This is a genomic window from Stenotrophomonas sp. PUT21 (assembly GCF_052232875.1).
Taxonomy (GTDB): Bacteria; Pseudomonadota; Gammaproteobacteria; order Xanthomonadales; family Xanthomonadaceae; genus Stenotrophomonas; species Stenotrophomonas maltophilia_N.
In genome coordinates this window covers 3,794,315-3,817,044 of sequence record NZ_CP197645.1, presented here as the reverse complement: position 1 = coordinate 3,817,044, position 22,730 = coordinate 3,794,315, and the positions used below count along the sequence as shown (strand labels likewise).

Below are 22,730 nucleotides of genomic sequence, written 5' to 3'. Positions count from 1 at the left end.
CCGCGCGACGTTCAACGGCCAACGCCGCGCGGATCGCGGCGGCGGCACGGGGATGGGACAATGGGCCATCCCACCGCCGCTGTTGCCCCGATGCTGATCGCCTTCAACAAACCGTTCAACGTGCTGTGCCAGTTCACCGACCGCAGCCAGCCGCCGCGCGCGACGCTGGCCGGCTTCGGCCTGCCGCCGGCGGTGTACGCCGCCGGGCGGTTGGATTACGACAGCGAAGGCCTGCTGCTGCTTACCGACGATGGCACCCTGGCACATCAGTTGACCGATCCGCGGCACAAGGCCGACAAGACCTATTGGGTGCAGGTGGAAGGCACGGTGACCGATGAACAGGTCCAGGCGCTGCGCCGTGGCGTGCTGCTCAACGATGGGCCGACGTTGCCGGCCGGTGTCGAACGGTTGGAACCGTCGCCTGAGCTGTGGCCGCGCTCGCCGCCGGTGCGCTTCCGCAAGACCGTGCCCGACGCGTGGCTGGCGATCACGCTGCGCGAAGGCCGCAACCGGCAGGTGCGGCGGATGACCGCGGCGGTCGGCTTGCCGACGCTGCGGCTGGTGCGTGTCTGCATGGGCGCGCATGTGCTCGGCGATCTGCAGCCCGGCCAATGGCGGGAGATCGGACAGTAAAAAACCGCCGGTTGGAGCCGGCGGTTTCGATACGCATGCGGTGATGCGTCAGCGGATCAGGCGTCGCTGCCGATATCGCTGGTTTCATCCACCACGGTGTCGTTGCGGCGGTTGCGGGCGCTGATACGCTGCGCCTGGCCGTTCACCACGCCACCGTTGGCGAGCTTCTTCTTCTGCTGCTTGCGGTACAGCGCGTAGCCCAGCAGGCCGACGCCGACAGCGGCGGCAGCGATGGTCACGGCCGGATTGCGGCGCACCACCTTGGCGGCAACCTTGCTGCCGGTCTTGACCGCGCCGAGGGCGGCGCCGGTCTTGATCCAGTCGGTGGCCTGCGGGCCGAAGTGGCGCAGGTTGCTGCCGGCATGCTTGAGGCCGTCACCAGCGGTGCTGGCGATGTCCAGGGCGCGCTCGAGGGCGCGGTCGGTAATCACGGTCAATCTGCTCATGGGGGGTCCTTTGCCTCGGTTCTGATCCAGTGTCGCGCGATGGCCGTGTACGCGGTGTTATCCGCCAGCGACGGCCAGGTCATGACTGTAGCGGCTGGGCGCGGTGCAGTCAGCGGAACCGACGGTGCCGGTCAGGTGACAGCCATGAATGGGGGGATACGTCATCGCGGCCGGGGCGCGCTCACGTCCCGCGCGGCTTTGCCCGGTGCGTGGCCGTGGCCGTCCACGGATCGTCCGGCCATGGATGCTTGGGATAGCGGCCCTTCATTTCCTTCTTTACTTCCGCGTAGGTGTTCGCCCAGAAGTTGCGCAGGTCCTGGGTGACCTGCAGCGGGCGGCCGCCAGGGGAGAGCAGATGCAGCGTCAGCGGGATGCGGCCATCGGCGATGCGCGGGGTGTCGCTCAGGCCGAACAGTTCCTGCAGTTTGACGGCCAGCACCGGCGCCTGCGGCGTGACGCCATCGGCATCGAGCGCGTAGTGGATCGGACGTTCCATGCCGGAGGGCACGGTGATGCGGACCGGGGCGTGGCGATCGATCAGCTGGCGTTGCGCCCACGGCAGGGGGGATTTCAGCGCGTCACCCAAGCTGGATTCGTCGAGCGCGTCCAGGCGTGTCTTGCCGTTGAACGCCGGCGTCAGCCACGCCGGCAGCGTCGCCATCAGCGCTGCATCGGAGACATCCGGCAGGTCAAGCTCCGGCATCCACGCGCGCACCGCCAGTGCACGTGCCTGCCACTGGCGCAGGCCCTCCGTCCACGGCAGTGCATCCACCCCGAGTTCGGCAACCGCATCGGTCAGTGCCTTGGCGGCGTGCGCCGGATCCACGCGGCCGGCCGAGCGGCTGTCGAGCACGATGCGGTCGAAGCGGGTTTCGCGTCGCGCGACCAATGCACGCTTTTCACCGTCCCAGCGCACCACGTCTTGCTGTGTGAAGCGTTCGGGGAAATCACGGCGCAGGCGGTTCTCGTCCACCGGCGCGGCGCGCAGCAGCAACGCGTCGCGTGCTTCGTAGCGCAGCTCCACGGCCACCAGCCACGGCTCGCCGCGCAGATCGCTGGGATCGAACAGACGCGCGCTGCGGCCGTTGGCCAGCAGATAGCGCAGCGGATCGGTCGGATGGCGGGCGGCGATCCGGTCAGGGAAGGCATGCGCGAGCAGGTCGCCGAGCTGATGCGCCTCGACCGACGCAGGCGGCGCGGCATCACAGCGCAGGCGTCGCCGCCATTGCTTGCTGGCCGCATCGATGGTGGCCAGGCCACCGCGGTTGGCATCGTGCGGCACGCGCCCCTGACGGAACGCGGCCAGCGCACGCCACCGCGCGGCGAGCGCATCACCGCCCTGGCGCAGCGGATCGCGCGCTTCCACCAGCGCGGCCAGATCGCAGGCCAGGGCCTGTTCGGCACCTGTGCCGGCCGCCATCAGCATCGCGGCCAGCCGCGGATGCGTGCCGAGGGTCAGCATGCGCCGGCCCAGCGGGGTCAGCGTGCCGCTGTCGCTGAGCGCGCCCAGGCGCTGCAGCAGTTCACGGGCGGCGGCCAATGCACCGGCCGGCGGTGTATCCACGAAGCGCAGGTCGTCACTGCCCCAGGCGGCCAGTTCCAGCGCCAGCGAGGCCAGTTCCACCTGCGCGATCTCGGGCCGACGCTGTGCCTCCAGGCGCTGCGACTGCGGCCACAGCCGCCAGGCCCAGCCCTCGGCGACACGGCCGGCGCGGCCGGCACGCTGATCGGCCGAGGCCTGCGCGATGTGGACCACATCCAGGCGCGCGAAGCCGCTGTTGGGGTCATAGCGCGGCTCGCGGGCCAGCCCCGCGTCGATCACCACGCGCACGCCGGGCAGGGTGACCGACGACTCGGCCACGTTGGTGGCCAGCACCACGCGGCGGCGACCGCCGAGATCGGGCTGCAGCACCTGCGATTGCTGGTCCACCGGCAGTTCGCCGTGCAGCGGCAATACCTGCACGGCGGGATCGAGCACGGACTGCAGCGCGGTCTGCACGCGCGCGATCTCGCGCTGGCCGGGCAGGAACACCAGCACATCGCCGGGATGCTCGGCCAACGCCTGCTCCACCGCACGGCGCGCCTGCGGTTCCAGCGCTTCGTCGCGGCGTGCGGGGAAATGCGCGATCGTCACCGGGAAGCTGCGGCCTTCGCTGCTCAACCGGGGCGCATCGAGGAACTGCGCCAGCCGCTCGCCATCCAAAGTGGCCGACATCACCACGATGCGCAGGTCCTCGCGCAGCTGCGACTGCACATCCAGCGCCAGCGCCAGGCCCAGATCGCCGGCAAGGTGGCGCTCATGGAATTCATCGAACAGCAGTGCGCCCACGCCCTCCAGCAACGGATCGTCCTGCAGCATCCGGGTCAGGATGCCTTCGGTCACCACTTCAATCCGGGTCCGCGCGGAAATCCTGTTCTCGAAGCGGATGCGATAGCCGACGGTCTCACCGACGTTCTCGCCCAGCTGTCGCGCCATGAACTGCGCCGCGCTGCGGGCGGCCACGCGGCGTGGCTCGAGCATGATGATCCTGCGGCCTTCCAGCCACGGGGCATCCAGCAGGGCCAGCGGCACCTGGGTGGTCTTGCCGGCGCCGGGCGGCGCTTCCAGCACCAGCCGGGGGCCGCGCTCCAGCGTGGTCAGGAGCTGCGGCAGCAGCGTGGAAATCGGGAACATCGGGGGCGTCATGCGGCAAGGATACGGGGCGCAGGCGAGGGCGGCGAGACGTGCACGCCGGGGCATCGCGGGGCAGCACGGTAGAATGGGCGGGTTCATTCGCCCTTGTAGCCCCCATGCAACTGATCGATATCGGCGCCAACCTCACCCACGACTCCTTCGATCGCGACCGCGACGCCGTGCTGGCGCGTGCGCGCGAGGCCGGAGTGGTGCAGATGGTGATCACCGGCGCCAGCCGCGAGCATTCGCCCATGGCGCTGGCGCTGGCCCGCCAGCATCCCGGGTTCCTGTACGCGACCGCCGGCGTGCATCCGCACCATGCGGTGGAATACACCGACGAGTGCGACGCGGAGATGCGCGCGCTGCACGCGCATGCCGAGGTGGTGGCGGTGGGCGAGTGCGGGCTGGACTACTTCCGCGATTTTTCGCCGCGCCCGGCGCAGCACCGTGCCTTCGAGCGTCAGCTGCAGCTCGCCGCCGAGAACGGCAAGCCGCTGTTCCTGCACCAGCGCGATGCGCACGCCGATTTCATGGCGCAGATGAAGAACTTCGACGGCAAGCTGGGCCCGGCGGTGGTGCACTGCTTCACCGGCGAGCGGCAGGAACTGTTCGATTACCTGGACCAGGACTGGTACATCGGCATCACCGGCTGGTTGTGCGATGAACGCCGCGGCGCGCACCTGCGCGAACTGGTCAAGCACATCCCGGCCAACCGCCTGATGATCGAGACCGACGCACCCTACCTGCTGCCACGCACGCTCAAGCCATTGCCGAAGGACCGCCGCAACGAGCCGATGTTCCTGTCGCATATCGTCGACGAGCTGGCGCGGGATCGTGGCGAAGCCGTGGAGGTCACGGCTGCCCACGCCACTGCCGCGACGCGCGCGTTCTTCCGGCTGCCTGACGCGGCTTGAGAAGGTAGGTACCGACCGTTGGTCGGTACGCGTGTCGGACCCTACCGCAGGGCAGGGCGTCCGTCGCCGTGGGCCCACGCATCGTCCAGCCCTTCGCGGTACGTGGTGAACCGTGGCTGCCACTGCAGTGCCGCGCGCGTGGCGTGGCCATCGATGCGCTTGTTGCTGGTGTAGAAGCGGCGCAGTGAGGCGGCCACCTCGGGTGCGTCCCACGCCTGCACGACGGGCAGCGGCAGTCCACTCAGCGCCGCGGCGTAGGCCACCACGTCCTGTGGCGGCGCCGGTTCGTCATCGCTCAGCAGATGGAGCGCAGCGCCTGCAGGCCGCTGCATCGCCGCGAGCACGCCGCTGGCCAGGTCCTCCACGTGCAGCCGGTTGAAGACCAGCCCCGGCCGCACCACCTGCTTCGCCTTGCCTTGCGCCAATTGCACCAACGCATTGCGCCCGCGCCCATACAGGCCCGGCAGCCGGAACACCGCCGAGGCGATGCCGCGGGCCTGCGCGAACGCCTGCCACTGCTGTTCCGCGCGCAGGCGCTTCAGGGCGGTCGCATCGGTTGCATCGGCGGCAGACGTCTCGTTGACCCAACCGCCATCGCGGTCGGCGTAAACCGCGGTGGAGGAGAGATAGCCGACCCAGCGCAGGGCGGGGGTGTCGCTCAGCGCATCGGTGAGCAGGCGCAGGGCCGGGTCACCGTCTGCATCCGGTGGCACGGAGCAGACGATGGCCTCGGCCGTGCGGATCGCCTCGCACAGGCCCGCGCTGATCGGTTCGCCTGCCACCAGACGGTGGCGGAGCAGCCCATCCGCCGGCGCACTCGCCGGATCACGCACGGTGCCGCTGCAGGCCACGCCGTGCGCGTGCAGCCGCGCGGCCAGATGCCGGGCGCTGTAGCCCAGGCCCAGCACCAGCACGCGGGCCGGCAGCGCGGTCGGCATGGCGCTCAGGCGCTGCGCAGCTGCTGGTAGGCCTGCAGGTGTGCGTAAGCCACGGCCAGCAGCGGTGCCGGCTGGCCGGCTGCACGTGCGCGCACCAGCATGTCGCCGACAATGTGCTCGGCCTCGACCTGCTGGCCGGCTTCCAGATCGCGCAGCATCGACGCCTTCAACGCCGAGCCGGCCTGGGTGGTCGCGGCAAGTGCGATCTCGCGCGCCTTGGCCGGGATCGGCTCGCCGGCCGCCTCGGCAACCGCCACGCACTCCGCGTACAGGCCGCGCACGATCGCCGCGCCGTCATCGGTGGCCACGATCGTGCCGACATCGGCGCGCATCAGGCAGGTCGCCGCCGCCAGCGTGGTCAGGAAGGTGTACTTGATCCACTGTTCCTGGCCGATCGCATCGGTGGCGACGTGGTCCACGCCCGCCTGTACGCAGGCTGCCGCCAGTGCGAGCACCCGCGCGCTGCTGCCGGTGCCGTCGCGCTCGCCGAAGGTCAGCTTGGCCGCCGGCGCAAGATGCACCACCGCGCCGTCGCTGGCCTTGGTCGCGCTGATGAAGCACAGCCCGCCCAGCACCGCGTCGCGGCCGAAGCGCGCGTCGAGATCGGCGTAATGGCGCAGTCCGTTGAGGATCGGCAGCACCGTGGTGCGCGGGCCGACCGCCGGGGCGATCGCCTCGATCGAACTGGCCAGGTCGTAGGCCTTGCAACTCAGGATCACCAGGTCGAAGGGTTCAGCGCTCGCCAGCGCAGGCAGCGCCTCGGCGGTGACGTGCTGGACCGGGAACGCCGCATCGCCCAGCGGACTGCGCAGCACCAGGCCCTCGCGCGCAAGCTGCGCCGCGCGCGCCGGGCGCACCAGGAAGGTCACGTCCACGCCGGCCTGGGCCAGGCGACCACCGAAGTATCCGCCGGTCCCGCCGGCACCGAGGATCAGGATGCGCATCAGCTGCGCATCCCCACGCCACGCTTCAGCAGCCACAGCGCCAGCGCGGTCAGGGCGACCACGAAGCCGATCATCAGCGCGTAGGCCACCCACAGCGGCACGTCGCTGGTGCCCAGCAGGCCGTAACGGAAGGCGTTGACCATGTAGAAGATCGGGTTGGCGTGGGTGGCCGCTTCGGCCCAGGTCGGCAGCAGCTTCACCGAATAGAACACGCCGCCCAGGTAGGTCAGCGGGGTCAGGATGAAGGTCGGCACGATCGCCACGTCATCGAACTTCTTGGCGTACACCGCGTTGATGAAGCCGGCCAGCGAGAAGATCGTCGCGCCCAGCAGCACCGTGGTCAGCGTCACCAGCGGATGCGGGATGCGCACCGGGGTGAAGAACATGGCGATGATCAGCACGATCACGCCGACCATCAGGCCGCGCAGCACCGCACCGGAGACATAGCCCCACAGGATCACCCAGTTGGGCATCGGGCTGACCAGCAGCTCTTCCACGTGGCGGCCGAACTTGGCGCCGAAGAACGAGGAGCTGATGTTGCCGTAACTGTTCTGGATCACGCTCATCATCACCAGGCCCGGCACGATGAACTGCATGTAGCTGTAACCCCCCATCTCGCCCACGCGCGAGCCGATCAGGCCGCCGAAGATCAGGAAGTACAGGGTCATGGTGATCGCCGGCGGCACCAGGGTCTGGCCCCAGATGCGCAGGATACGCGCCACTTCGCGGCGCACGATGGTCATCAGGGCAATGCGGTTGCGCTGGCCGTCGGTCAGGACCGGGGTCGGGATGCTGCTCATGCCACGTTCTCCTGGTTGCCGGTGAGGCGCACGAACAGCTCCTCCAGGCGGTTGCTCTTGGTGCGCATCGAACGCACGCGGATACCGGCGGCGTTCAAGGCGTCAAACACGCGGTTGAGGTCCATCGCGCGCGGCATGTCCACGTCCAGCGTGTGGCTGTCGGTGGCGATCAGGATCGCGCCGTCGATCTCCGGCAGCTGGGCCGGCAGGCTGCCGTCGATGTCGAACAGGAAGCCCTCCACGTCCAGCTTGGCCAGCAGTTCGCGCATCGGGCCCTGGGTGACGATCTGGCCGTGGTTGATGATGGCCAGGTTCCGGCACAGGTGCTCGGCTTCTTCCAGGTAATGCGTGGTCAGGATGATCGTGGTGCCGGCCGCGTTGATCTCCTTGAGCACGCGCCACATGTCGCGGCGGATCTCGATGTCCACGCCGGCGGTCGGCTCATCCAGGATCAGCAGGCGCGGGCGGGTCATCATCGCGCGGGCGATCATCAGCCGGCGCTTCATGCCGCCGGACAGGGTGCGGCTCATCACCTGCGCCTTGTCCCACAGGTGGGCGCGCTTGAGCTCTTCTTCGGCCATCTTCTCGGCCTCGGCACGCGCCACGCCATAGAAGCCGGCGTAGTTGACCAGGATGTCGAAGGGCTTTTCGAACAGGTTGAAGTTGATCTCCTGGGGGACCAGGCCGATCAGGCGCATGGTGGCGCTGCGGTTGCGCACCAGGTCGCTGCCGAATACCTCGACCTGGCCTTCGCTCAGGTTCACCAGCGAGCTGATGATGCCGATCAGGGTCGACTTGCCGGCGCCGTTGGGGCCCAGCAGGGCGAAGAAGTCGCCCGGGGCCACGTCCAGCGAGACGCCCTTCAGCGCCTGGGTGCCGTTATCGTAGGTTTTGCGGAGGTCACGCACCCGCAGGGCGGGCACGGCGGTGGGCGCGGGAGTGTTCTGGGAAGCCAAGCTCTTGCCTTCGCGCCTATGGGCTGGCGCTGGATAGGGGCGGGGAGCGGCTATTATAGAAGACCCCGAGGGCTTGCCCCGGCTACACACTGTCCCGAAAAGTCGTGCCTGCTCAATTCCCCCTCAAACTGGTCGACCGGCGCATGCTGGCCCCGACCGTCGGCCATTACCAGTTCCTGCGTGATGACGGCCAGCCGCTGGATTTCCAGCCCGGTCAGTTCATCCAGGTCCATTTCGAGTACGCCGACGGCACCGCTACCAAGCGCAGCTATTCGCTGGCGACCATTCATGATCACGCCCTCGGCGCGGGCGATGCGGTCGATATCGCGGTCAGCTTCGTCCCCGGCGGGGCCGCCACCTCGCTGTTCGAGGGCCTGGATATCGGCGGCCACGTCAGTGCCAGTGGCCCGTTCGGCCGGTTCTGCCTGCAGCCGGGCGACCACAATGCCCGCTACCTGCTGATCGCCACCGGCACCGGGGTCACCCCGTACCGGTCGATGCTGCCGTTGCTGGCCACCGCCATGGCCGAGCGTGGCGTGGAGGTGGTCCTGCTGCAGGGCGCCCGCACGCCGGCCGAACTGCTCTACAGCGACGACTTCCGGGCCTTCGCCGAGGCCCACCCGGGCTTCCGCTACGTGCCGTGCCTGTCCCGCGAGCTGCCGGAGAACCCGCATCCGGACGTGCGCCACGGCTACGTGCAGCAGCATCTCGCCGAGTTCGCCCCGAACCCGGCCACCGATATCGCCTACCTGTGCGGCAACCCGGACATGGTCGATGCGACCTTCGAGACGCTCAAAGAGGCCGGCCTGCCCACGCCGCAGGTGCGCCGCGAGAAGTACGTCAGCAGCAAATGACCGCGCCCGGCGGCTGCACCGCATGGCGCGGCCGCCCAGCGCTGCCCGGGATGAAGGCCGCGCCCTCACCCCGGGTGCCGTCATGGCTCAGTACGGAATCCAGGCATCGCGCCAGGCCGAGCCGGTGCCCGGGCGGTACGCGTCCGCATTGATGTTGCACCAGGCGCCTTCCGGGAACGGGCGGCAGGCATAGAGCTTGCCATCGGTCCCCTTGACCACGGTCTGGCCCGGCACGTAGCTGCCGATGCCGGCCGGATAGACATGGTCGTAGTCACCGACCGGCGGCGGATCGATGTTCGGCAGGCGCACGTCGAGCTGATGGCTCAACCCGCGCTGCAGGTACACGCGGTTGGCGGTGGCCGAGGCGACCGGGGTGATCACCCCGTTGCGCATCACACCGATCCGGGCCCGGCTGGCGCTGGCGTTGACCCGGCGGGCCAGCTGCAGCGGCCACTGCGCTGCCGAGGTCTGGCCGGCGGCCAGGGTGGTCTTGATGCGCTCGGCATCGCTGCCGTTGGCCTTGAACACGCGCAGTTCCAGTTCGCTGCCAACCGGCAGGTCCCCCCGGGCGGTCAATGCGCCGGCATCCAGCCAGACCGGCGGGGTGCCGCTGCCGCCGCCCTCGAACTTCACGTCCATGCAGGTGTAGAAGGCTTCGGCCGAATCCGAGCGCTGCCACGTGTTGTAGATGATGTGCGGACCGGTGCGCTTGGGCAGCGGGCAGTCCAGCTTGTAGGTGCCATCGGCCGACAACGGCGTATTGCCCAGGGTGCAGAACGCTTCCAGGTCGCCCCAGCGCAGCGCGGTGCCCGGCTGCCAGCCCTCGCGGGTGACGTAGAACTTCCACTCGCGGGTAGCGTGCGGGGCCGGTGCCTTGAACTCGAAGGTGTAGCGGCCGTTGGCGTCGCCGTGGATCGGGGTGGCCTGCCAGTCGTCGCGGGCCAGGTCCAGGCCGCGGAAGGTCGGGTTGTTGCCGCTGCACAGCTTGCCATCGGGCACCACGGCCTGGTGGTTGCCGTTGGCGGCGGCCTGGTTGATACCCATCCAGTCGTAGAACGGCTGCGGGCCGGCAACCGCCTTGGCCGCGGCGCAGGCCGGGTTGGTCGGGTTCTCGGGATTGCCCTGGAAACAGGTATAGACGCGGCTCTGCGGGGTGACCATGGTGCCGTGCGCCAGCGCGGCGCTGGAGACGGTCAGGCCACCGAGTGCGAGCGACAGCGCCAGCAGCACGTGGGGATGACGAGGGTGGTGGGACATGTGGTTTCCATCAAAGAAGGGCAGGCGTGCTCCGACCCGCGGCAGCGCGGGCGCGTGGCCACGGTGCCCGGGGCGGTCGAAAGCAGTCGAGTCAGTCTCCGGGCGCGAAGGGCGGACCGGAATGCAACGAATCTGAAAATTCGCGGGCATCTGCGCGCTGCGTCCGGCAGACCGCCGCGCGCCTGCACCACCGCGTGTGTGGCCGGGCAGCGCCACGGCGCGGCGGGCGGTAAGATGCGCCGCGCCCCGCTTCCGCCTGGCTGACACGATGCCCCTGGATTTCCCCACCATCGCCGTGCTCGGCTTCCTGTTGTGCCTGGGCATCGCGATGGGTTTCTCGTTGCTGCTGCTGGTGCTGCGTCGGCAGCCTGCGCTGCGGCTGTGGACGGCCAGCCTGTGGATGCTGTCGGTCAGCCTGACCCTGGTCGCGCTGCGGCCGTACCTGCCCCAGGTCGCCGGCATCCTCTCGGGCAACGTCGCGGTGGCGCTGTCCGGCGTACTGATGCTGTATGGCGTAGCGCGCCATCTTGGTCATCGCCTGCCGGCGTGGCAGCCCGTGGCGTTGGCGGCCATTTACCTTGGTGCCATCGCCTTTTTCCTGGTGGTCCATCCCAGCCTGGTCATCCGGCTGCATGTGTTCAGCGTGTTCGCGGTGCTGCTCAATGGCTGGATGACGTGGCTGCTGCTGCGGCATGCACCGCCGGCGCAGCGCACCAGTTGCCGGCTGGCGGCGGCGGTGTTCGCCGCACAGACCCTGTTGTACCTGGTGCGTCTGTTCCTGCCGGTGGCGCCGGATGCAGGCGAGGACATCATGCGCGCGGGGTCGCCGGTGTTTGCAACCTATCTGGTCGGGCTGATCCTGGAGCTGGCGCGCTGCTTCGCACTGGTGCTGCTGCTGGTGGAGCGCATGCTGGTCGACCTGCAGCGACTGGCGCGCACCGACGTGCTGACCGGCCTGCTCAACCGTGGGGCGGTGCTGGCCGACGGCGCCACCCTGCTGCACCTCAGTCGCCGCCCGGCCCGGCCGCTGGCCTTGCTGCTGCTGGACGTGGACCACTTCAAACAGATCAACGACCGCTGGGGCCATCTGGCCGGCGATGCGGTGCTGCGCCATGTCGCCGACGTGCTGAGCGCCTGTGTCGCCGATCGGGCGCATCTGCTGGGCCGCTATGGCGGCGAGGAGTTCGTGCTGCTGTTGCCAGGGGCGGATCAGGACCAGGCGCGGCAGTGCGCCGATCGCCTGCGGCAGGCGCTGCGTGAGTCGCCCGCGCGGCTCGACGGCCTGCCGGTGCCGGTGACGGCCAGCATCGGTCTGGCGATCGATCAGGGCACAGGCGACATGGCCCGCCTGCTGGGTGAGGCCGATGCCGCGCTGTACCGGGCCAAGGCCGAGGGCCGGGACCGCACCATCAGCGCGGCGGCACTGAGCGCCCCGTGAGAGACGTCGCCCTGCCGTCTGCAGGGCGACGTGGTCCTCAGGCTGGGACGCGGGTCAGGCGCCTGGCCCGCGCTGGGCGGCGCCGGCCACGCTCAGCAGTTGGTGCCCAGCCAGCCCGAGCAGTTCTTCAGGCGGCCCAGTTCCCACTTGTCGGTGACGGTTGCGCCGCTGGTGATCCACTGGCCGTTGTAGGGGCAATTGGCGGTGATGGTGCAGCCATCCGCACCATACGGGCTGATGGTCTGGACGACGCAGCGCTGGCTGGAGGCGGCGGGCGAGATGTTCCAGTAAGCGCGGCATTCCTGCACCGTCGCTCGTTTGCCGTCTGCGGTATCGGCGGAGGCCGCCGGGCTGGCGAAGACGGCCGCCAGCAGCAGGGGGAAAGCAAGAATCGTCTTGTTCATGTTCGATGTCCTGTTGCAGAGAAGGGTGCGTCCAACCCGGCCGGCGGAACACGCGCGGCGCCGGCCGCCGCTGGAGCGGGGACTATCGAATCCATTGCTGTCACCGCAGAAGGGAACCACGGCACAAATCGTCGGCAACGTGCCGAACTGTGATCAGGGCGATCCGCCGCGCTTATAGAGCGTCACGTTCCGATAGTGCCGACACGCACAAACCACGCATCGACGCTCGTCGCGCTGCGGCCGAATGCGACATCCTGCGCAGGACGGCACCGATACTTCCTCCCGAGGGAGGCCGCGAGTGGGGCGCCGCCTTCCCCGGTACGGGCCCGGGCGTGTAAGTTGAGTCACATCGGCCACGCCTGCACGTCGTGGTGGCATGACCTTCAACAAGGGGAAGTACGGAAGATGTCTACACACCACCTGAGGCTGGCCGTCGTGCTGGTCGCCGCCCTGTGTGCCGGCTGTGCGCCGGTGCCGGACGATGCATCCGGCGCTGCTGGCGCTCAACGCCTGTACGGAACGCTCGCGTTCCAGCCCTGCACCCTGACCAGTGCGCAGGCCAGCGCGAACGTCGAGGCGCAGTGCGCCACGCTGCAGGTACCGGAGAACCCCGCCGAACCTGGTGGCCGCAAAATCGGCTTGAACATCGCCTGGCTGGAGGCCGGCAATGACGGTGCCGGCAAGGCCGACCCGGTCTTCTTCCTTGCCGGCGGGCCTGGCCAGGCCGCGACGGAAGTGGCCGCGCCGGTGAACCTGGCGCTGCGCGATGTGCGCAAGCAGCGCGATATCTTCCTGATCGATCAACGCGGCACCGGCAAATCCAACCCGCTCACCTGCCTGGATGCACAGGGCAAGGAACTGCCGCTGGATGAGAACGCTGCGCCGAGCGCGGGCCTGATCGAAGACTATGCCCGCCGCTGCGCGCAGTCGCTGACCGGTCGCGCCGATACGCGCTTCTACACCACTACCGAAGCCATCGGCGACCTCGATACGGTGCGCAAGGCACTGGGCGTGGACAAGATCAATGTGATCGGCGGTTCTTATGGCACGCGCGTGGCACAGCAGTATGCCGCGCACTATCCGCAGCACACCCGCACGGTCGTGATCGATGGCGTGGTGCCGAACGACCTGGTGGTCGGCGGCGATTTCGCCAATACCTTCGAAGATGCGATCACCCTGCAGTCGGCACAGTGCCGCCAGGACCCGATCTGTGCCAAGCGCTTCCCGGTCGATACCCGCACCCAGCTGCGCAACGTCATGGCGACGCTGGCGAAGGCGCCGGTCGAGGTCGAGTACCGCAATCCCGGGACCGGCCAGGCCGAACGCGATGTATTGACCGCCGATTCGGTGACCGGACTGGCCTTCATGTTCTCGTACATGCCCGAGCTGTCCTCGCTGCTGCCGGTGATGCTCGATGAAGCCGCGCAGGGCCGCTATGCGCCGCTGATGTCGCTGAGCAAGATGGCCAGCCGTACGTTGGGCGTGCAGATGAACCGTGGCATGCAGTGGTCGGTGCTGTGTGCTGAAGATGCCGACCGCTATCAGGAGGGCGCGCAGGGCGACCGCGTGCTGGGCCCGGAAGTGGCGCGCATGTTCTTCGCGGCGTGCCCGGCGTGGAACGCCGGTTCGCGGCCGAAGGATTTCAACGCGCCGTTCGCTTCATCGTTGCCGGTGTTGCTGCTGTCGGGCCAGTTCGATCCAGTGACCCCGCCGCGTTATGCCGAGCAGGTCGTCAAGCAGCTGCCGAACGGGCGCCACCTGCTGGCAAAGGGCCAGGGCCACGGCACGATCAACGCGGGCTGCATGCCACGCATCCTCGGTCAGTTCATCGACACCACCGACGCCAAATCGCTCGATGCCACCTGCCTGGACACGCTCAGCCCGGTGCCGGCGTTCACCTCGTTCAACGGATGGGCCCCATGAACCGTTCCTCGTACCGCACCGGGGAGGTGCGCGCATGATCGTCGCCGAGAATCTGCATAAAGCATTCAAGACCAAGACCGGCCTGATCCATGCCGTCCAGAACGTCGGCTTCCAGGCCGATGACGGCCGTATCACCGGCCTGCTCGGCCCGAACGGTGCCGGCAAGACCACCACCATGCGCATGCTGTACACGCTGATGAAGCCCGACCAGGGCCGCGTGCTGGTCGATGGTATCGACGCGGCGGTGGACCCGGTCGCGGTGCGCCGCCAGCTGGCGGTGCTGCCCGATGCCCGTGGGGTCTACAAGCGCCTGACCGCGCGTGAGAACATCGCCTACTTCGGCCAGCTGCACGGCCTGAGCGCGGCACGGATCCGCGAGCGCACCAAGGTGTTGGCCACGGCGCTGGAGATGGATGACATCCTCGACCGCCAGACCGAAGGCTTCTCGCAGGGCCAGCGCACCAAGACCGCGATCGCCCGCGCATTGGTGCACGACCCGCGCAACGTGATCCTGGATGAGCCCACCAACGGGCTGGACGTGATGACCACGCGCGCGCTGCGTGGCTTCCTTCGCGGGCTGCGCGATGAGGGCCGCTGCGTGATCTTCTCCAGCCACATCATGCAGGAGGTGGCCGCGCTGTGTGACCACGTGGTGATCATCGCGCAGGGCACGGTGATGGCCGCCGGCAGCGCCGATGAGCTGCGCGCACAGACCGGGGAAAGCAACCTGGAAGATGCCTTCGTGAAGGCGATCGGTACCGAAGAAGGATTGCACGCATGAGTTCGTTCGCCACGCTGTTGACCGTGATGCGCAAGGAACTGCGCGATCTCTCCCGCGACCGCCGCACGCTCGCGCTGACGCTGCTGCTCGGCCCGCTGCTGTACCCGGTACTGATCCTGGGCATGAGCAAACTGGCCGAAAGCCGGGTCAAGACGCAGATCGAGCAGCCGCTGGAGATTCCGATGATCGGCGGCGAGCACGCCCCCAATCTCGTGCGTTTCCTGGCGTCGCAGGGCCTCAATGCGACCGAAGCACCGAAGGACCTCACCGAGGCGATCCGCAGCCAGCGCATCGATGTGGCGCTGCGCATCAGCCCGGAGTTCGGCAAGGACTGGAGCGAGGGCCGGCCGGCGCTGGTGGAGATCATCAAGGACAGTACCCGCCGCGCTGCCGATATTCCCAGCAGTCGCCTGGAGGCGGCGCTGGGTGGCTACAGCCAGCAGGTCGGTGCCCTGCGCCTGCTGGCACGCGGTATCGATGCGCAGGTAGCGCGCCCGCTGGACGTTGCCGCACAGGACCTGGCGACCGCCGAAGCCAAACGCGGGATGATGCTCTCGGTGCTGTTGCCGATCCTGCTGACCATCACCTCGTTCCTGGGTGGCGCCTACCTGGTGATGGATACCACGGCCGGGGAACGTGAGCGGCAATCGCTGGAGCCGCTGCTCGCCACCCCGGCACCGCGCAGCGCGATCGTCAGCGGCAAGATCGCCGCGGCCTGCGCGGTCGGTGTTGCCTCGTTGCTGCTGACCCTGGCGGCCTTCAAGATCAGCGCGCAGCTGTCCTCCGGCGGGGTAGGCCGGCAACTCAACATGGGCTTCCTGCCGATGCTGCAGATGCTGCTGATCATGCTGCCGATGCTGTTCATCGGCACCTCGCTGCTGACGTTCCTGTCGGCGGCGGCCAAGAGCATGAAAGAAGCCCAGAGCCACATGACCTGGCTGATGCTGCTGCCGATGCTGCCGGGGTATGCGCTGATGGTGTACCCGATCAAGAGCGAGCTGTGGCAGTTCGCGGTGCCGTTCCTGGCGCAGAACCAGATGCTGCTCAAGATCATCCGCCACGAAACGATCAGCCCGCAGATGTGGGCAGTGTATCTGGGCGCGGGCTTCGGTCTGGCGGCGCTGTTCTGGTATGCCGCGGTGCGCCGCTACCATCAGGAACGGTTGGCGATTTCGGGTTGATGCACGAAGGGCTCCGCAAGGAGCCCTTTTTAATAACGGGGACGGAGGTAGTTAATAACAGGGACGGAGGTGGTTAAACGGGATGTCGTCCGTTGGTACCGGCGTGCTGACGGACAGCCGGCTAGTCGCCGCTCTCCTTCACCGGCCGTCCCGCAGGCCGGTAGACCACGGACCTTTGCAATGCCTGCTGCACCATGTCCTGAAAGCGTCGGCTGCCCAATGCGCGCTCCTGCGCGACGTAGGCGACGATCCGCTCTCTTTCCTGTGGCTGGATGCTGGCCCGAAGCCATTGACCGTAGGCGTCCGCACGGGCTTTCGGCGTAGGGCCTAGGAGGGTGTAGCAGGGGTGTGGCGTCAGCATGGGGTTGTGCTCAAGCCCCAGATACACTCGGGCACTGGACCATCGATAGTCCTCGGGGAAGGCCACCATCGCGGCCCGTACCGGATTGAGCTCTATGTAACGATGCACCATCAACAGGTAGCCATCGGAATCCACCAGGCACGACTTGAAACGGCCTTCCAGCAGCGTCCCGCTACGCACATACCGCATGTTGAAGTACTGCACATAGTTCTGCCCGCACTGCCGCATGGCCGGGGCCAGCCCCTCCGCTGTCGACGGTGTCATCAGAAGATGGACGTGATTGCCCATCAGTACGAAGGCATGGACGGCGATCGCCTGCTTCTGGCAGGCATTGCGCAACAGTCGCAGGTAGTGACGCCGGTCTTCGTCGTCGATGAATAATGCAGCGCGATTGACGCCACGCTGTATGACATGCAGCGGGATGCCCGGGAGAACCAGGCGGGCGGAACGAGGCATGGTCGGCAACGTTGATGGCGATTCACTACCTTGCAGAGCCAGGCGGGGAAAAGCGCTAGGCCTGCGGCGCGCTCAGTCGTCAGACAAGCGCGCTTAACTACCTCCGTCCCTGTTATTAACTACCCCCGTCCCCGTTAAAGCAATCAGCCGCCTTCCGGTGCGAAGGCAAGCGTGCGGCGCGTGGTGACCGGGGCGCCGACCGGTTCGAACTTCCAGCGCTTGACGGCGTTGAGCGCTTCGCGGTCGAACACGCGGGCCGGGGTGGCGCGCAGCACGCGGGCGGCGGTCACCGAACCGTCGGTGCCGACGGTGAGCTCGACCAGCACTTCGCCGGAGGTGCCCGACCGCAGGGCGTCGGCCGGGTAACGCGGGGCCGGCGTGCTGACCGGGCGCAGGCTCGGCGCCGCGGCGGCCTGGCGGGTGGCCGCGGCCTGCTGGGCGGCGGCCTGCTGCTGGCGCTGCTCGGCCTCGCGGCGGGCGGCGGCCTGACGCTCGGCATCCTGGCGGTCGGTGTCGCGGCGCGCGGCTTCCTGCTGCGCGGCGATCTGCCGTGCGGCCTCGGCTTCGGTGCTCTGCTGCTGTGCCAGGCGCTGCTGTTCGACCAGTTGCTTGGCGCGGGTCTCGGCGTCCTTCTTGACCTTGTCGGTCTCTTCCTGGGTGCGCTTGAGCGCGGTCTGCATGCTGCCGCTGATGCCCTGCTTCAGGCGCGGCAGCGCCGGGGCGGTTGGGTCGACCTTTTCGATCAGCGCGACCAGGCGCTGGGTTTCAGCGAAGTCCTCGCGGCTCAGGTTCTGCTCGGCGGCGATCAGGGTGTAGGGCAGCAGATCGGTCAGTGCGCTTTTGACCGAGGCGTCATCCGGGGTCTTGTCACGCAGCGCCAGGTAATACTCGATGGCGTTGTCGCCGGCCGGGGCGTACATACGGTTCTCGCGCAGCGCCTTGCTGGCCAGTTCGCGCAGTTCCTCGGTGCCCATCGACTGGACCTTGGCCGACACCGCCGGTGCGGCCGGGGCAGCAGTGGGGGCCACGGGGGCCGCCGGCGTCGCCGGTGCGGTCTCGTCCTTGCCCGAGCAGGCGGCCAGGGCCACCAGCAGGATCATCGGCGCGAACAGCCGCGCCGGGCCATGAGTCTTGACGTGCGACATCCAACTCCCCTTTGAAGACGACGATACGTAGGGCCTGATGCGGTCAGGCCGACCGACGGCCATGGACGTTTCCCGACGTCCACGGCGGACCCGCAGGTGTGCAATCTAGCATCACCCCGCCCGGCCCGGGGGCCAGGCGGTCAGGGCAGGGGGCATCCTCACCGATGCCGCCGCTGCCGGGCAAGCCTCAGTGCGACAGCGCCTTGCTCGGCGTGCCGTTCATCAGCTTGTCGGTGTAGGCGATGCCGATCGCCGAGAGGATGAAGGCGCAGTGGATGATGGTCTGCCACATCACGCCGGTGGAGGTCAGCGGGGCGCACTTGAAGGCCGCTGCAGCGCTCGGGCCGATGCTGCTGATCGCCGTCTGCACCGCCAGGATGTAGTCCGGGCTGGCGCACGACGGCAGGCCGTCCAGGGTGCCGGCAGCGATGAAGGTCTTCAGCAGGTGGATCGAGGAGATGCCGATGATCGACAGCGCCAGCTTCACCTTCAGCACGCTTGCGTTGACGTGGCTCAGCCATTCCGGCTGGTCCGGATGGTTCTCCAGGCGCAGGCGCGACACGAAGGTCTCGTAGCCGCCCACGATCACCATCACCAGCAGGTTGGAGATCATCACCACATCGATCAGGCCCAGCACCAGCAGCATGATCTCCTGCTCGCCCATGGTGTTGGCCTTGTGCAGCAGGTGCCACAGCTCCTTGCCGAACAGGAACACGTAAACGCATTGGGCCAGGATCAGGCCCAGGTACAGCGGCAGCTGCAGCCAGCGCGAGGCGAAGATCAGGGAGGACAGGGGACTGATGGGGGTCTGGGTCGAGCTCATGCTGGAATGCTGCGTTGCGGGGACGGCGCAGCGTAACGGTCCGGCTTGACCCTGCCAAGCCGAGTGACGGACTAGACTCGGTATTCCCAATCCGCGAGCCGTCGCCATGATCGACCTGTACTACTGGCCCACCCCGAATGGCCACAAAGTCACGCTGATGCTGGAGGAGACCGGCCTGCCGTACCAGATCCAGCCGGTGAACATCGGCGCCGGGGACCAGTTCACGCCCGCCTTCCTGGCGATCTCGCCCAACAACAAGATGCCGGCCCTGGTCGATCACCAGCCCACCGATGGCGGCGCCCCGCAGAGCGTGTTCGAGTCCGGCGCGATCCTGCTGTACCTGGCCGAGAAGACCGGCCGCTTCCTGCCCGCCGACAGCCGCGGCCGGGTGGCGGTGCTGGAATGGCTGTTCTGGCAGATGGCCGGGCTTGGCCCGATGAGCGGCCAGATGGGCCATTTCAACGTCTACGCGCCCGACAAGATTCCCTATGCGATCGAGCGCTACAACAACGAGGTGCGCCGCCTGCACGGGGTGATGGACAAGCGCCTGGCGCAGACCGCTTACCTCGGCGGTGAGGCGTACAGCATCGCCGACATGGCCAGCTACCCCTGGATCGGGGCTTACGATACCCTCCCGGTGGACTTCGACGCCTTCCCGAACCTCAAACGCTGGCATGACGCGATCGCCGCCCGTCCGGCCACCCAGCGCGCCTATGCCCTGCGCGAGAAGGTGAACCCGCAGGCCGGCAAACCGCTCAGCGAGGAAGAGCGCAAGCACCTGTTCGGGCAGCGCTGAGGGAGTGCGTCGTGCCGGCCGCTGGCCGGCCCCCCGGAGCGTCTTGCGGGGCCGGACGCCCCCGCCCCCGGCACGATCCAGACGGTTTTGGTTAGGATGAAGCGTTCCCCGGTACCGCAGCTGCGGCCGGGGACTGCCCAGACGCTGCCGGAATCCTTCATGCGCCACCTGTTTGCTTCGCTCGCCCTGATGCTCGCCTCGACCTCGATCGCCCACGCTGAAAAACTGACCCTGGATGCCATCACCGGCCCGCTGCCGTTGTCCGGCCCGACCCTGATGAAACCCAAGGTGGCCCCGGATGGCTCGCAGGTCAGCTTCCTGCGTGGCAAGGATGCCGACCGCAACCAGCTGGACCTGTGGGCGTATGACATTGCCAGTGGCCAGACCCATCTGCTAGTCGATTCCAAGGTGGTGCTGCCGGGCGAAGAGACCCTGAGCGATGCCGAGAAGGCCCGCCGCGAGCGTCAGCGCATCGCCGCGATGACCGGCATCGTCGATTACCAGTGGTCGCCGGACGCGCGCACCCTGCTGTTCCCGCTCGGCGGCGAGCTGTACCTGTATGACCTGAGCAAGCAGGGCAAGGCCGCGGTGCGCCAGCTCACCCACGGTGAAGGCTTCGCCACCGATGCCAAGCTCTCGCCGAAGGGCGGCTTCGTCAGCTTCGTGCGTGCCCGCAACCTGTGGGTGATCGACCTGGCCAGTGGCCAGCAGATCCAGCTCACCGGCGATGGCAGCGACACCATCGGCAATGGCGTGGCCGAGTTCGTGGCCGATGAGGAAATGGACCGCCACACCGGCTACTGGTGGGCGCCGGACGACTCGGCAATCGCGTTCGCCCGCATCGATGAGTCCCCGGTGCCGGTGCAGAAGCGCTACGAGATGTATGCCGACCGCACCGAGATGATCGAGCAGCGCTACCCGGCCGCCGGCGACCACAACGTCACCGTCAAACTGGCGGTGATCGCGCCGCGCCAGAACGCCAAGCCGCGCTGGATCGACCTGGGCCGCAACCCCGACATCTATCTGGCCCGCGTCGATTGGCGCGACCCGAAGCACCTGACCTTCCAGCGCCAGTCGCGCGACCAGAAGACGCTCGAACTGGTGCAGACCGAACTGGCCAGCGGCCAGCAGCGCACCCTGGTGACCGAAACGTCGCCGACCTGGGTGCCGCTGCACAACAGCCTGCGCTTCCTCAAGCAGGGCGGCTTTGTGTGGTCGTCCGAGCGTAGTGGCTTCGAGCACCTGTACCGCATCTCCGATGACGGCAGGACCGTCACCGCACTGACCGCCGGCAACTGGCCGGTGGACGAACTGCTGGCCGTGGACGAAGAGGCCGGCAAGGTCTACTTCCGTGCCGGCATGGACAGCCCGCGCGAAAGCCAGCTGTACGCCGTGTCGTTGCAGGGCGGCGCACCGCAGCGCCTCTCGCAGGCGCCGGGCATGCACACCGCCAGCTTCGCGCGCAACGCCAGCGTCTACGTGGACAGCTGGTCCAACACCACCACGCCGCCGCAGATCGCGCTGCACCGTGCCAACGGCGAGAAGATCGCGACCCTGGTCGAGAACAATCTTGAAGACCCGGCGCATCCGTATGCGCGCTATCTCGATGCGCAGCGCCCGGTCGAGTTCGGCACCCTGACCGCCGCCGATGGCAAGACCGAACTGCACTACAGCCTGATCAAGCCGACCGGTTTCGATCCGGCCAAGCGCTACCCGGTGGTGGTCTACGTCTACGGCGGCCCGGCCTCGCAGACGGTCACCAACAGCTGGCCGGGCCGTGGCGATCACCTGTTCAACCAGTACCTGGCCCAGCAGGGCTACGTGGTGTTCTCGCTGGACAACCGCGGCACCCCGCGTCGCGGCCGCGATTTCGGGGGCGCGCTGTATGGCGTGCAGGGCACGGTGGAAGTGGCCGACCAGCTGCGCGGCGTGGCCTGGCTGAAGCAGCAGGCCTGGGTCGACCCGGCGCGCATCGGCGTGCAGGGCTGGTCCAACGGCGGTTACATGACCCTGATGCTGCTGGCCAAGGCGTCCGACAGCTACGCCTGCGGCGTGGCCGGTGCACCGGTGACCGATTGGGGCCTGTACGACACCCATTACACCGAACGCTACATGAACCTGCCGGGCAACAACCCGAAGGGCTACGAAGAAGCGCGCGTGCTGGCGCATATCGACGGCCTGCGCTCGCGCCTGCTGCTGATCCACGGCATGGCCGATGACAATGTGCTGTTCACCAACTCCACGGTGCTGATGAGCGCCCTGCAGAAGCGCGGCCAGCCGTTCGAACTGATGACCTATCCCGGTGCCAAGCATGGCCTGTCGGGCAGCAACGCGCTGCACCGCTACCGCCTGGCCGAGGATTTCCTGGGGCGCTGCCTGGCGCCCTGATCCCCCGTTCCTGCCACCGGCCTGACAAGGAGTTTGCCGATGACATTGCCGCCCGCGCTTCCTGGTACGACCGTGCCCACCGGCTGGTGGCGCCGCCACTGGCGCTGGGCCATGCCAGTGGCGGTGGTGTTCGGCATCGGCGCCGCAACCGGGGCGGTGTGGTTCGCGCTGTCCCAGTGGGCGTACTGGAGCAAATCCAGCATGCCCTACCAGGAGGCCATGCGTCGCGCGCGCTGCAACATCGAACTGGTGGAGGCCCTGGGTGAGCCGCTGCGTGATGGCTACCTGCCGGCCGGCTCGATGCATTCCAATGGCCAGAGCCAGTTCGTGATCGCGGTCTCCGGCCCACAGGGCAATGGCCGCATGTTCCTCAATGCCAAGCGCTCCGGCGATCACTGGGACTACCCGATGCTGTACGTGGTGACCGACGGCAAGGAGGCGATTGATCTGGCGGCGCTGGACGATATCGAAGCCGCGGAAAGCTGCGCGCTGGAAGAGTGCCGGGCGAAGGGGGACTGCCCGCCGCCACCGGAGGCCTTGCAGATCTGAGTGGCGCATGACCTCCGGCCAATTGCCCCGGACCCGCCAAGTGCGTAGGGTCGCAGGCATCCTGCCCTG

The 22,730-nt window shown here is 68.2% G+C and carries 21 protein-coding genes; 10 read left to right on the top strand and 11 right to left on the bottom strand.

Annotated elements, in window-relative coordinates; translation table 11 throughout:
* Positions 1–90: 90 nt before the first annotated feature.
* Positions 91–633 (top strand): pseudouridine synthase, encoded by a 543-nt coding sequence (locus tag ACTT2I_RS17205; protein WP_293980816.1) that lies wholly within the window; start codon positions 91–93, stop codon positions 631–633.
* A gap of 56 nt (positions 634–689) precedes the next feature.
* Here the strand turns inward: ACTT2I_RS17205 and ACTT2I_RS17200 are convergent, their stop codons facing one another.
* The gene (locus tag ACTT2I_RS17200; RefSeq protein WP_019185464.1) at positions 690–1,079 is read right to left on the bottom strand and encodes a hypothetical protein; all 390 of its coding nucleotides are present in this window, start codon (positions 1,077–1,079) and stop codon (positions 690–692) included.
* Between the two features lie 181 nt (positions 1,080–1,260).
* Positions 1,261–3,765 carry an ATP-dependent helicase HrpB gene (gene hrpB, locus ACTT2I_RS17195; RefSeq protein ID WP_421098784.1) on the bottom strand — a complete coding sequence of 835 codons (2,505 nt, stop codon included), beginning with the start codon at positions 3,763–3,765 and terminating at the stop codon, positions 1,261–1,263.
* Between the two features lie 104 nt (positions 3,766–3,869).
* Here hrpB and ACTT2I_RS17190 point away from each other — a divergent pair, with 104 nt between their 5' ends.
* A complete protein-coding gene (locus tag ACTT2I_RS17190; RefSeq protein WP_088433468.1) occupies positions 3,870–4,667 on the top strand; it encodes a TatD family hydrolase in 798 nt (265 codons plus the stop codon).
* Between the two features lie 41 nt (positions 4,668–4,708).
* Here the strand turns inward: ACTT2I_RS17190 and ACTT2I_RS17185 are convergent, their stop codons facing one another.
* From ACTT2I_RS17185 to ACTT2I_RS17170, 4 genes are read right to left on the bottom strand one after another with little or no spacing between them, the layout of a single operon-like run.
* Positions 4,709–5,605: an epimerase gene (locus tag ACTT2I_RS17185; protein ID WP_088433469.1), complete on the bottom strand. Its 897-nt coding sequence runs from the start codon at positions 5,603–5,605 to the stop codon at positions 4,709–4,711.
* Between the two features lie 5 nt (positions 5,606–5,610).
* Entirely contained in the window at positions 5,611–6,549 is a 939-nt protein-coding gene (gene panE / locus ACTT2I_RS17180) for a 2-dehydropantoate 2-reductase (protein ID WP_293980750.1), read from the bottom strand.
* Positions 6,549–7,349: an ABC transporter permease gene (locus tag ACTT2I_RS17175; protein ID WP_070426185.1), complete on the bottom strand. Its 801-nt coding sequence runs from the start codon at positions 7,347–7,349 to the stop codon at positions 6,549–6,551. Before ACTT2I_RS17175 ends, panE begins: the two co-directional genes overlap by 1 nt.
* Complete coding sequence (locus tag ACTT2I_RS17170) at positions 7,346–8,305, bottom strand: ABC transporter ATP-binding protein (protein ID WP_088433470.1); 960 nt, start codon at positions 8,303–8,305, stop codon at positions 7,346–7,348. The genes ACTT2I_RS17175 and ACTT2I_RS17170 overlap by 4 nt, the downstream gene beginning before the upstream one ends.
* A gap of 104 nt (positions 8,306–8,409) precedes the next feature.
* On the opposite strand from ACTT2I_RS17170, the gene ACTT2I_RS17165 reads away from it, so the two are divergent.
* A complete protein-coding gene (locus ACTT2I_RS17165; protein WP_088433471.1) occupies positions 8,410–9,159 on the top strand; it encodes a ferredoxin--NADP reductase in 750 nt (249 codons plus the stop codon).
* 87 nt (positions 9,160–9,246) lie between these two features.
* On the opposite strand, the gene ACTT2I_RS17160 is transcribed toward ACTT2I_RS17165, so the two are convergent.
* Positions 9,247–10,416: a lytic polysaccharide monooxygenase gene (locus tag ACTT2I_RS17160; RefSeq protein WP_421098785.1), complete on the bottom strand. Its 1,170-nt coding sequence runs from the start codon at positions 10,414–10,416 to the stop codon at positions 9,247–9,249.
* A gap of 268 nt (positions 10,417–10,684) precedes the next feature.
* On the opposite strand from ACTT2I_RS17160, the gene ACTT2I_RS17155 reads away from it, so the two are divergent.
* Positions 10,685–11,854, top strand: a complete 1,170-nt coding sequence (locus ACTT2I_RS17155) for a GGDEF domain-containing protein (RefSeq protein WP_421098786.1) — start codon at positions 10,685–10,687, stop codon at positions 11,852–11,854.
* 92 nt (positions 11,855–11,946) lie between these two features.
* On the opposite strand, the gene ACTT2I_RS17150 is transcribed toward ACTT2I_RS17155, so the two are convergent.
* Complete coding sequence (locus tag ACTT2I_RS17150; protein ID WP_088433474.1) at positions 11,947–12,258, bottom strand: hypothetical protein; 312 nt, start codon at positions 12,256–12,258, stop codon at positions 11,947–11,949.
* Between the two features lie 405 nt (positions 12,259–12,663).
* Between ACTT2I_RS17150 and ACTT2I_RS17145 the strand changes: the two genes are divergently transcribed.
* Genes ACTT2I_RS17145 through ACTT2I_RS17135 form a run of 3 tightly spaced genes read left to right on the top strand, consistent with a single transcriptional unit; the run spans position 12,664 to position 16,143 of the window.
* A complete protein-coding gene (locus tag ACTT2I_RS17145; RefSeq protein ID WP_421098787.1) occupies positions 12,664–14,181 on the top strand; it encodes an alpha/beta hydrolase in 1,518 nt (505 codons plus the stop codon).
* A 34-nt stretch (positions 14,182–14,215) separates the two neighbouring features.
* A complete protein-coding gene (locus ACTT2I_RS17140) occupies positions 14,216–14,962 on the top strand; it encodes an ABC transporter ATP-binding protein (protein ID WP_088433476.1) in 747 nt (248 codons plus the stop codon).
* The gene (locus tag ACTT2I_RS17135; protein ID WP_293980733.1) at positions 14,959–16,143 is read left to right on the top strand and encodes an ABC transporter permease; all 1,185 of its coding nucleotides are present in this window, start codon (positions 14,959–14,961) and stop codon (positions 16,141–16,143) included. Before ACTT2I_RS17140 ends, ACTT2I_RS17135 begins: the two co-directional genes overlap by 4 nt.
* A 121-nt stretch (positions 16,144–16,264) precedes the next feature.
* On the opposite strand, the gene ACTT2I_RS17130 is transcribed toward ACTT2I_RS17135, so the two are convergent.
* From ACTT2I_RS17130 to ACTT2I_RS17120, 3 genes are all read right to left on the bottom strand, one after another.
* Positions 16,265–16,960 carry a transposase gene (locus ACTT2I_RS17130; RefSeq protein ID WP_088433478.1) on the bottom strand — a complete coding sequence of 232 codons (696 nt, stop codon included), beginning with the start codon at positions 16,958–16,960 and terminating at the stop codon, positions 16,265–16,267.
* 143 nt (positions 16,961–17,103) lie between these two features.
* Positions 17,104–18,105: an energy transducer TonB gene (locus tag ACTT2I_RS17125; protein WP_088433479.1), complete on the bottom strand. Its 1,002-nt coding sequence runs from the start codon at positions 18,103–18,105 to the stop codon at positions 17,104–17,106.
* 187 nt (positions 18,106–18,292) lie between these two features.
* Positions 18,293–18,928: a TIGR00645 family protein gene (locus ACTT2I_RS17120; RefSeq protein WP_088433480.1), complete on the bottom strand. Its 636-nt coding sequence runs from the start codon at positions 18,926–18,928 to the stop codon at positions 18,293–18,295.
* Between the two features lie 106 nt (positions 18,929–19,034).
* Between ACTT2I_RS17120 and ACTT2I_RS17115 the strand changes: the two genes are divergently transcribed.
* From ACTT2I_RS17115 to ACTT2I_RS17105, 3 genes are all read left to right on the top strand, one after another.
* Entirely contained in the window at positions 19,035–19,724 is a 690-nt protein-coding gene (locus ACTT2I_RS17115) for a glutathione binding-like protein (RefSeq protein ID WP_088433481.1), read from the top strand.
* 159 nt (positions 19,725–19,883) lie between these two features.
* A complete protein-coding gene (locus ACTT2I_RS17110; protein WP_421099390.1) occupies positions 19,884–22,112 on the top strand; it encodes a S9 family peptidase in 2,229 nt (742 codons plus the stop codon).
* A 39-nt stretch (positions 22,113–22,151) separates the two neighbouring features.
* On the top strand, positions 22,152–22,661 hold the full coding sequence (locus ACTT2I_RS17105; RefSeq protein ID WP_421098788.1) for a cytochrome c oxidase assembly factor Coa1 family protein: 510 nt from the start codon (positions 22,152–22,154) through the stop codon (positions 22,659–22,661).
* Positions 22,662–22,730: the final 69 nt, after the last annotated feature.

Bases quoted from the DNA above. Each gene is read 5' to 3' on its own strand.
- ACTT2I_RS17150 (WP_088433474.1), bottom strand. From the start codon at position 12,258: ATGAACAAGACGATTCTTGCTTTCCCCCTGCTGCTGGCGGCCGTCTTC.
- ACTT2I_RS17105 (WP_421098788.1), top strand. From the start codon at position 22,152: ATGACATTGCCGCCCGCGCTTCCTGGTACGACCGTGCCCACCGGCTGG.
- ACTT2I_RS17200 (WP_019185464.1), bottom strand. From the start codon at position 1,079: ATGAGCAGATTGACCGTGATTACCGACCGCGCCCTCGAGCGCGCCCTG.
- ACTT2I_RS17120 (WP_088433480.1), bottom strand. From the start codon at position 18,928: ATGAGCTCGACCCAGACCCCCATCAGTCCCCTGTCCTCCCTGATCTTC.
- ACTT2I_RS17135 (WP_293980733.1), top strand. From the start codon at position 14,959: ATGAGTTCGTTCGCCACGCTGTTGACCGTGATGCGCAAGGAACTGCGC.
- ACTT2I_RS17125 (WP_088433479.1), bottom strand. From the start codon at position 18,105: ATGTCGCACGTCAAGACTCATGGCCCGGCGCGGCTGTTCGCGCCGATG.
- panE (WP_293980750.1), bottom strand. From the start codon at position 6,549: ATGCGCATCCTGATCCTCGGTGCCGGCGGGACCGGCGGATACTTCGGT.
- ACTT2I_RS17205 (WP_293980816.1), top strand. From the start codon at position 91: ATGCTGATCGCCTTCAACAAACCGTTCAACGTGCTGTGCCAGTTCACC.
- ACTT2I_RS17185 (WP_088433469.1), bottom strand. From the start codon at position 5,605: ATGCCGACCGCGCTGCCGGCCCGCGTGCTGGTGCTGGGCCTGGGCTAC.
- ACTT2I_RS17145 (WP_421098787.1), top strand. From the start codon at position 12,664: ATGTCTACACACCACCTGAGGCTGGCCGTCGTGCTGGTCGCCGCCCTG.
- ACTT2I_RS17190 (WP_088433468.1), top strand. From the start codon at position 3,870: ATGCAACTGATCGATATCGGCGCCAACCTCACCCACGACTCCTTCGAT.
- ACTT2I_RS17160 (WP_421098785.1), bottom strand. From the start codon at position 10,416: ATGTCCCACCACCCTCGTCATCCCCACGTGCTGCTGGCGCTGTCGCTC.
- ACTT2I_RS17175 (WP_070426185.1), bottom strand. From the start codon at position 7,349: ATGAGCAGCATCCCGACCCCGGTCCTGACCGACGGCCAGCGCAACCGC.
- ACTT2I_RS17110 (WP_421099390.1), top strand. From the start codon at position 19,884: ATGCGCCACCTGTTTGCTTCGCTCGCCCTGATGCTCGCCTCGACCTCG.
- ACTT2I_RS17140 (WP_088433476.1), top strand. From the start codon at position 14,216: ATGATCGTCGCCGAGAATCTGCATAAAGCATTCAAGACCAAGACCGGC.
- ACTT2I_RS17115 (WP_088433481.1), top strand. From the start codon at position 19,035: ATGATCGACCTGTACTACTGGCCCACCCCGAATGGCCACAAAGTCACG.
- ACTT2I_RS17130 (WP_088433478.1), bottom strand. From the start codon at position 16,960: ATGCCTCGTTCCGCCCGCCTGGTTCTCCCGGGCATCCCGCTGCATGTC.
- hrpB (WP_421098784.1), bottom strand. From the start codon at position 3,765: ATGACGCCCCCGATGTTCCCGATTTCCACGCTGCTGCCGCAGCTCCTG.
- ACTT2I_RS17155 (WP_421098786.1), top strand. From the start codon at position 10,685: ATGCCCCTGGATTTCCCCACCATCGCCGTGCTCGGCTTCCTGTTGTGC.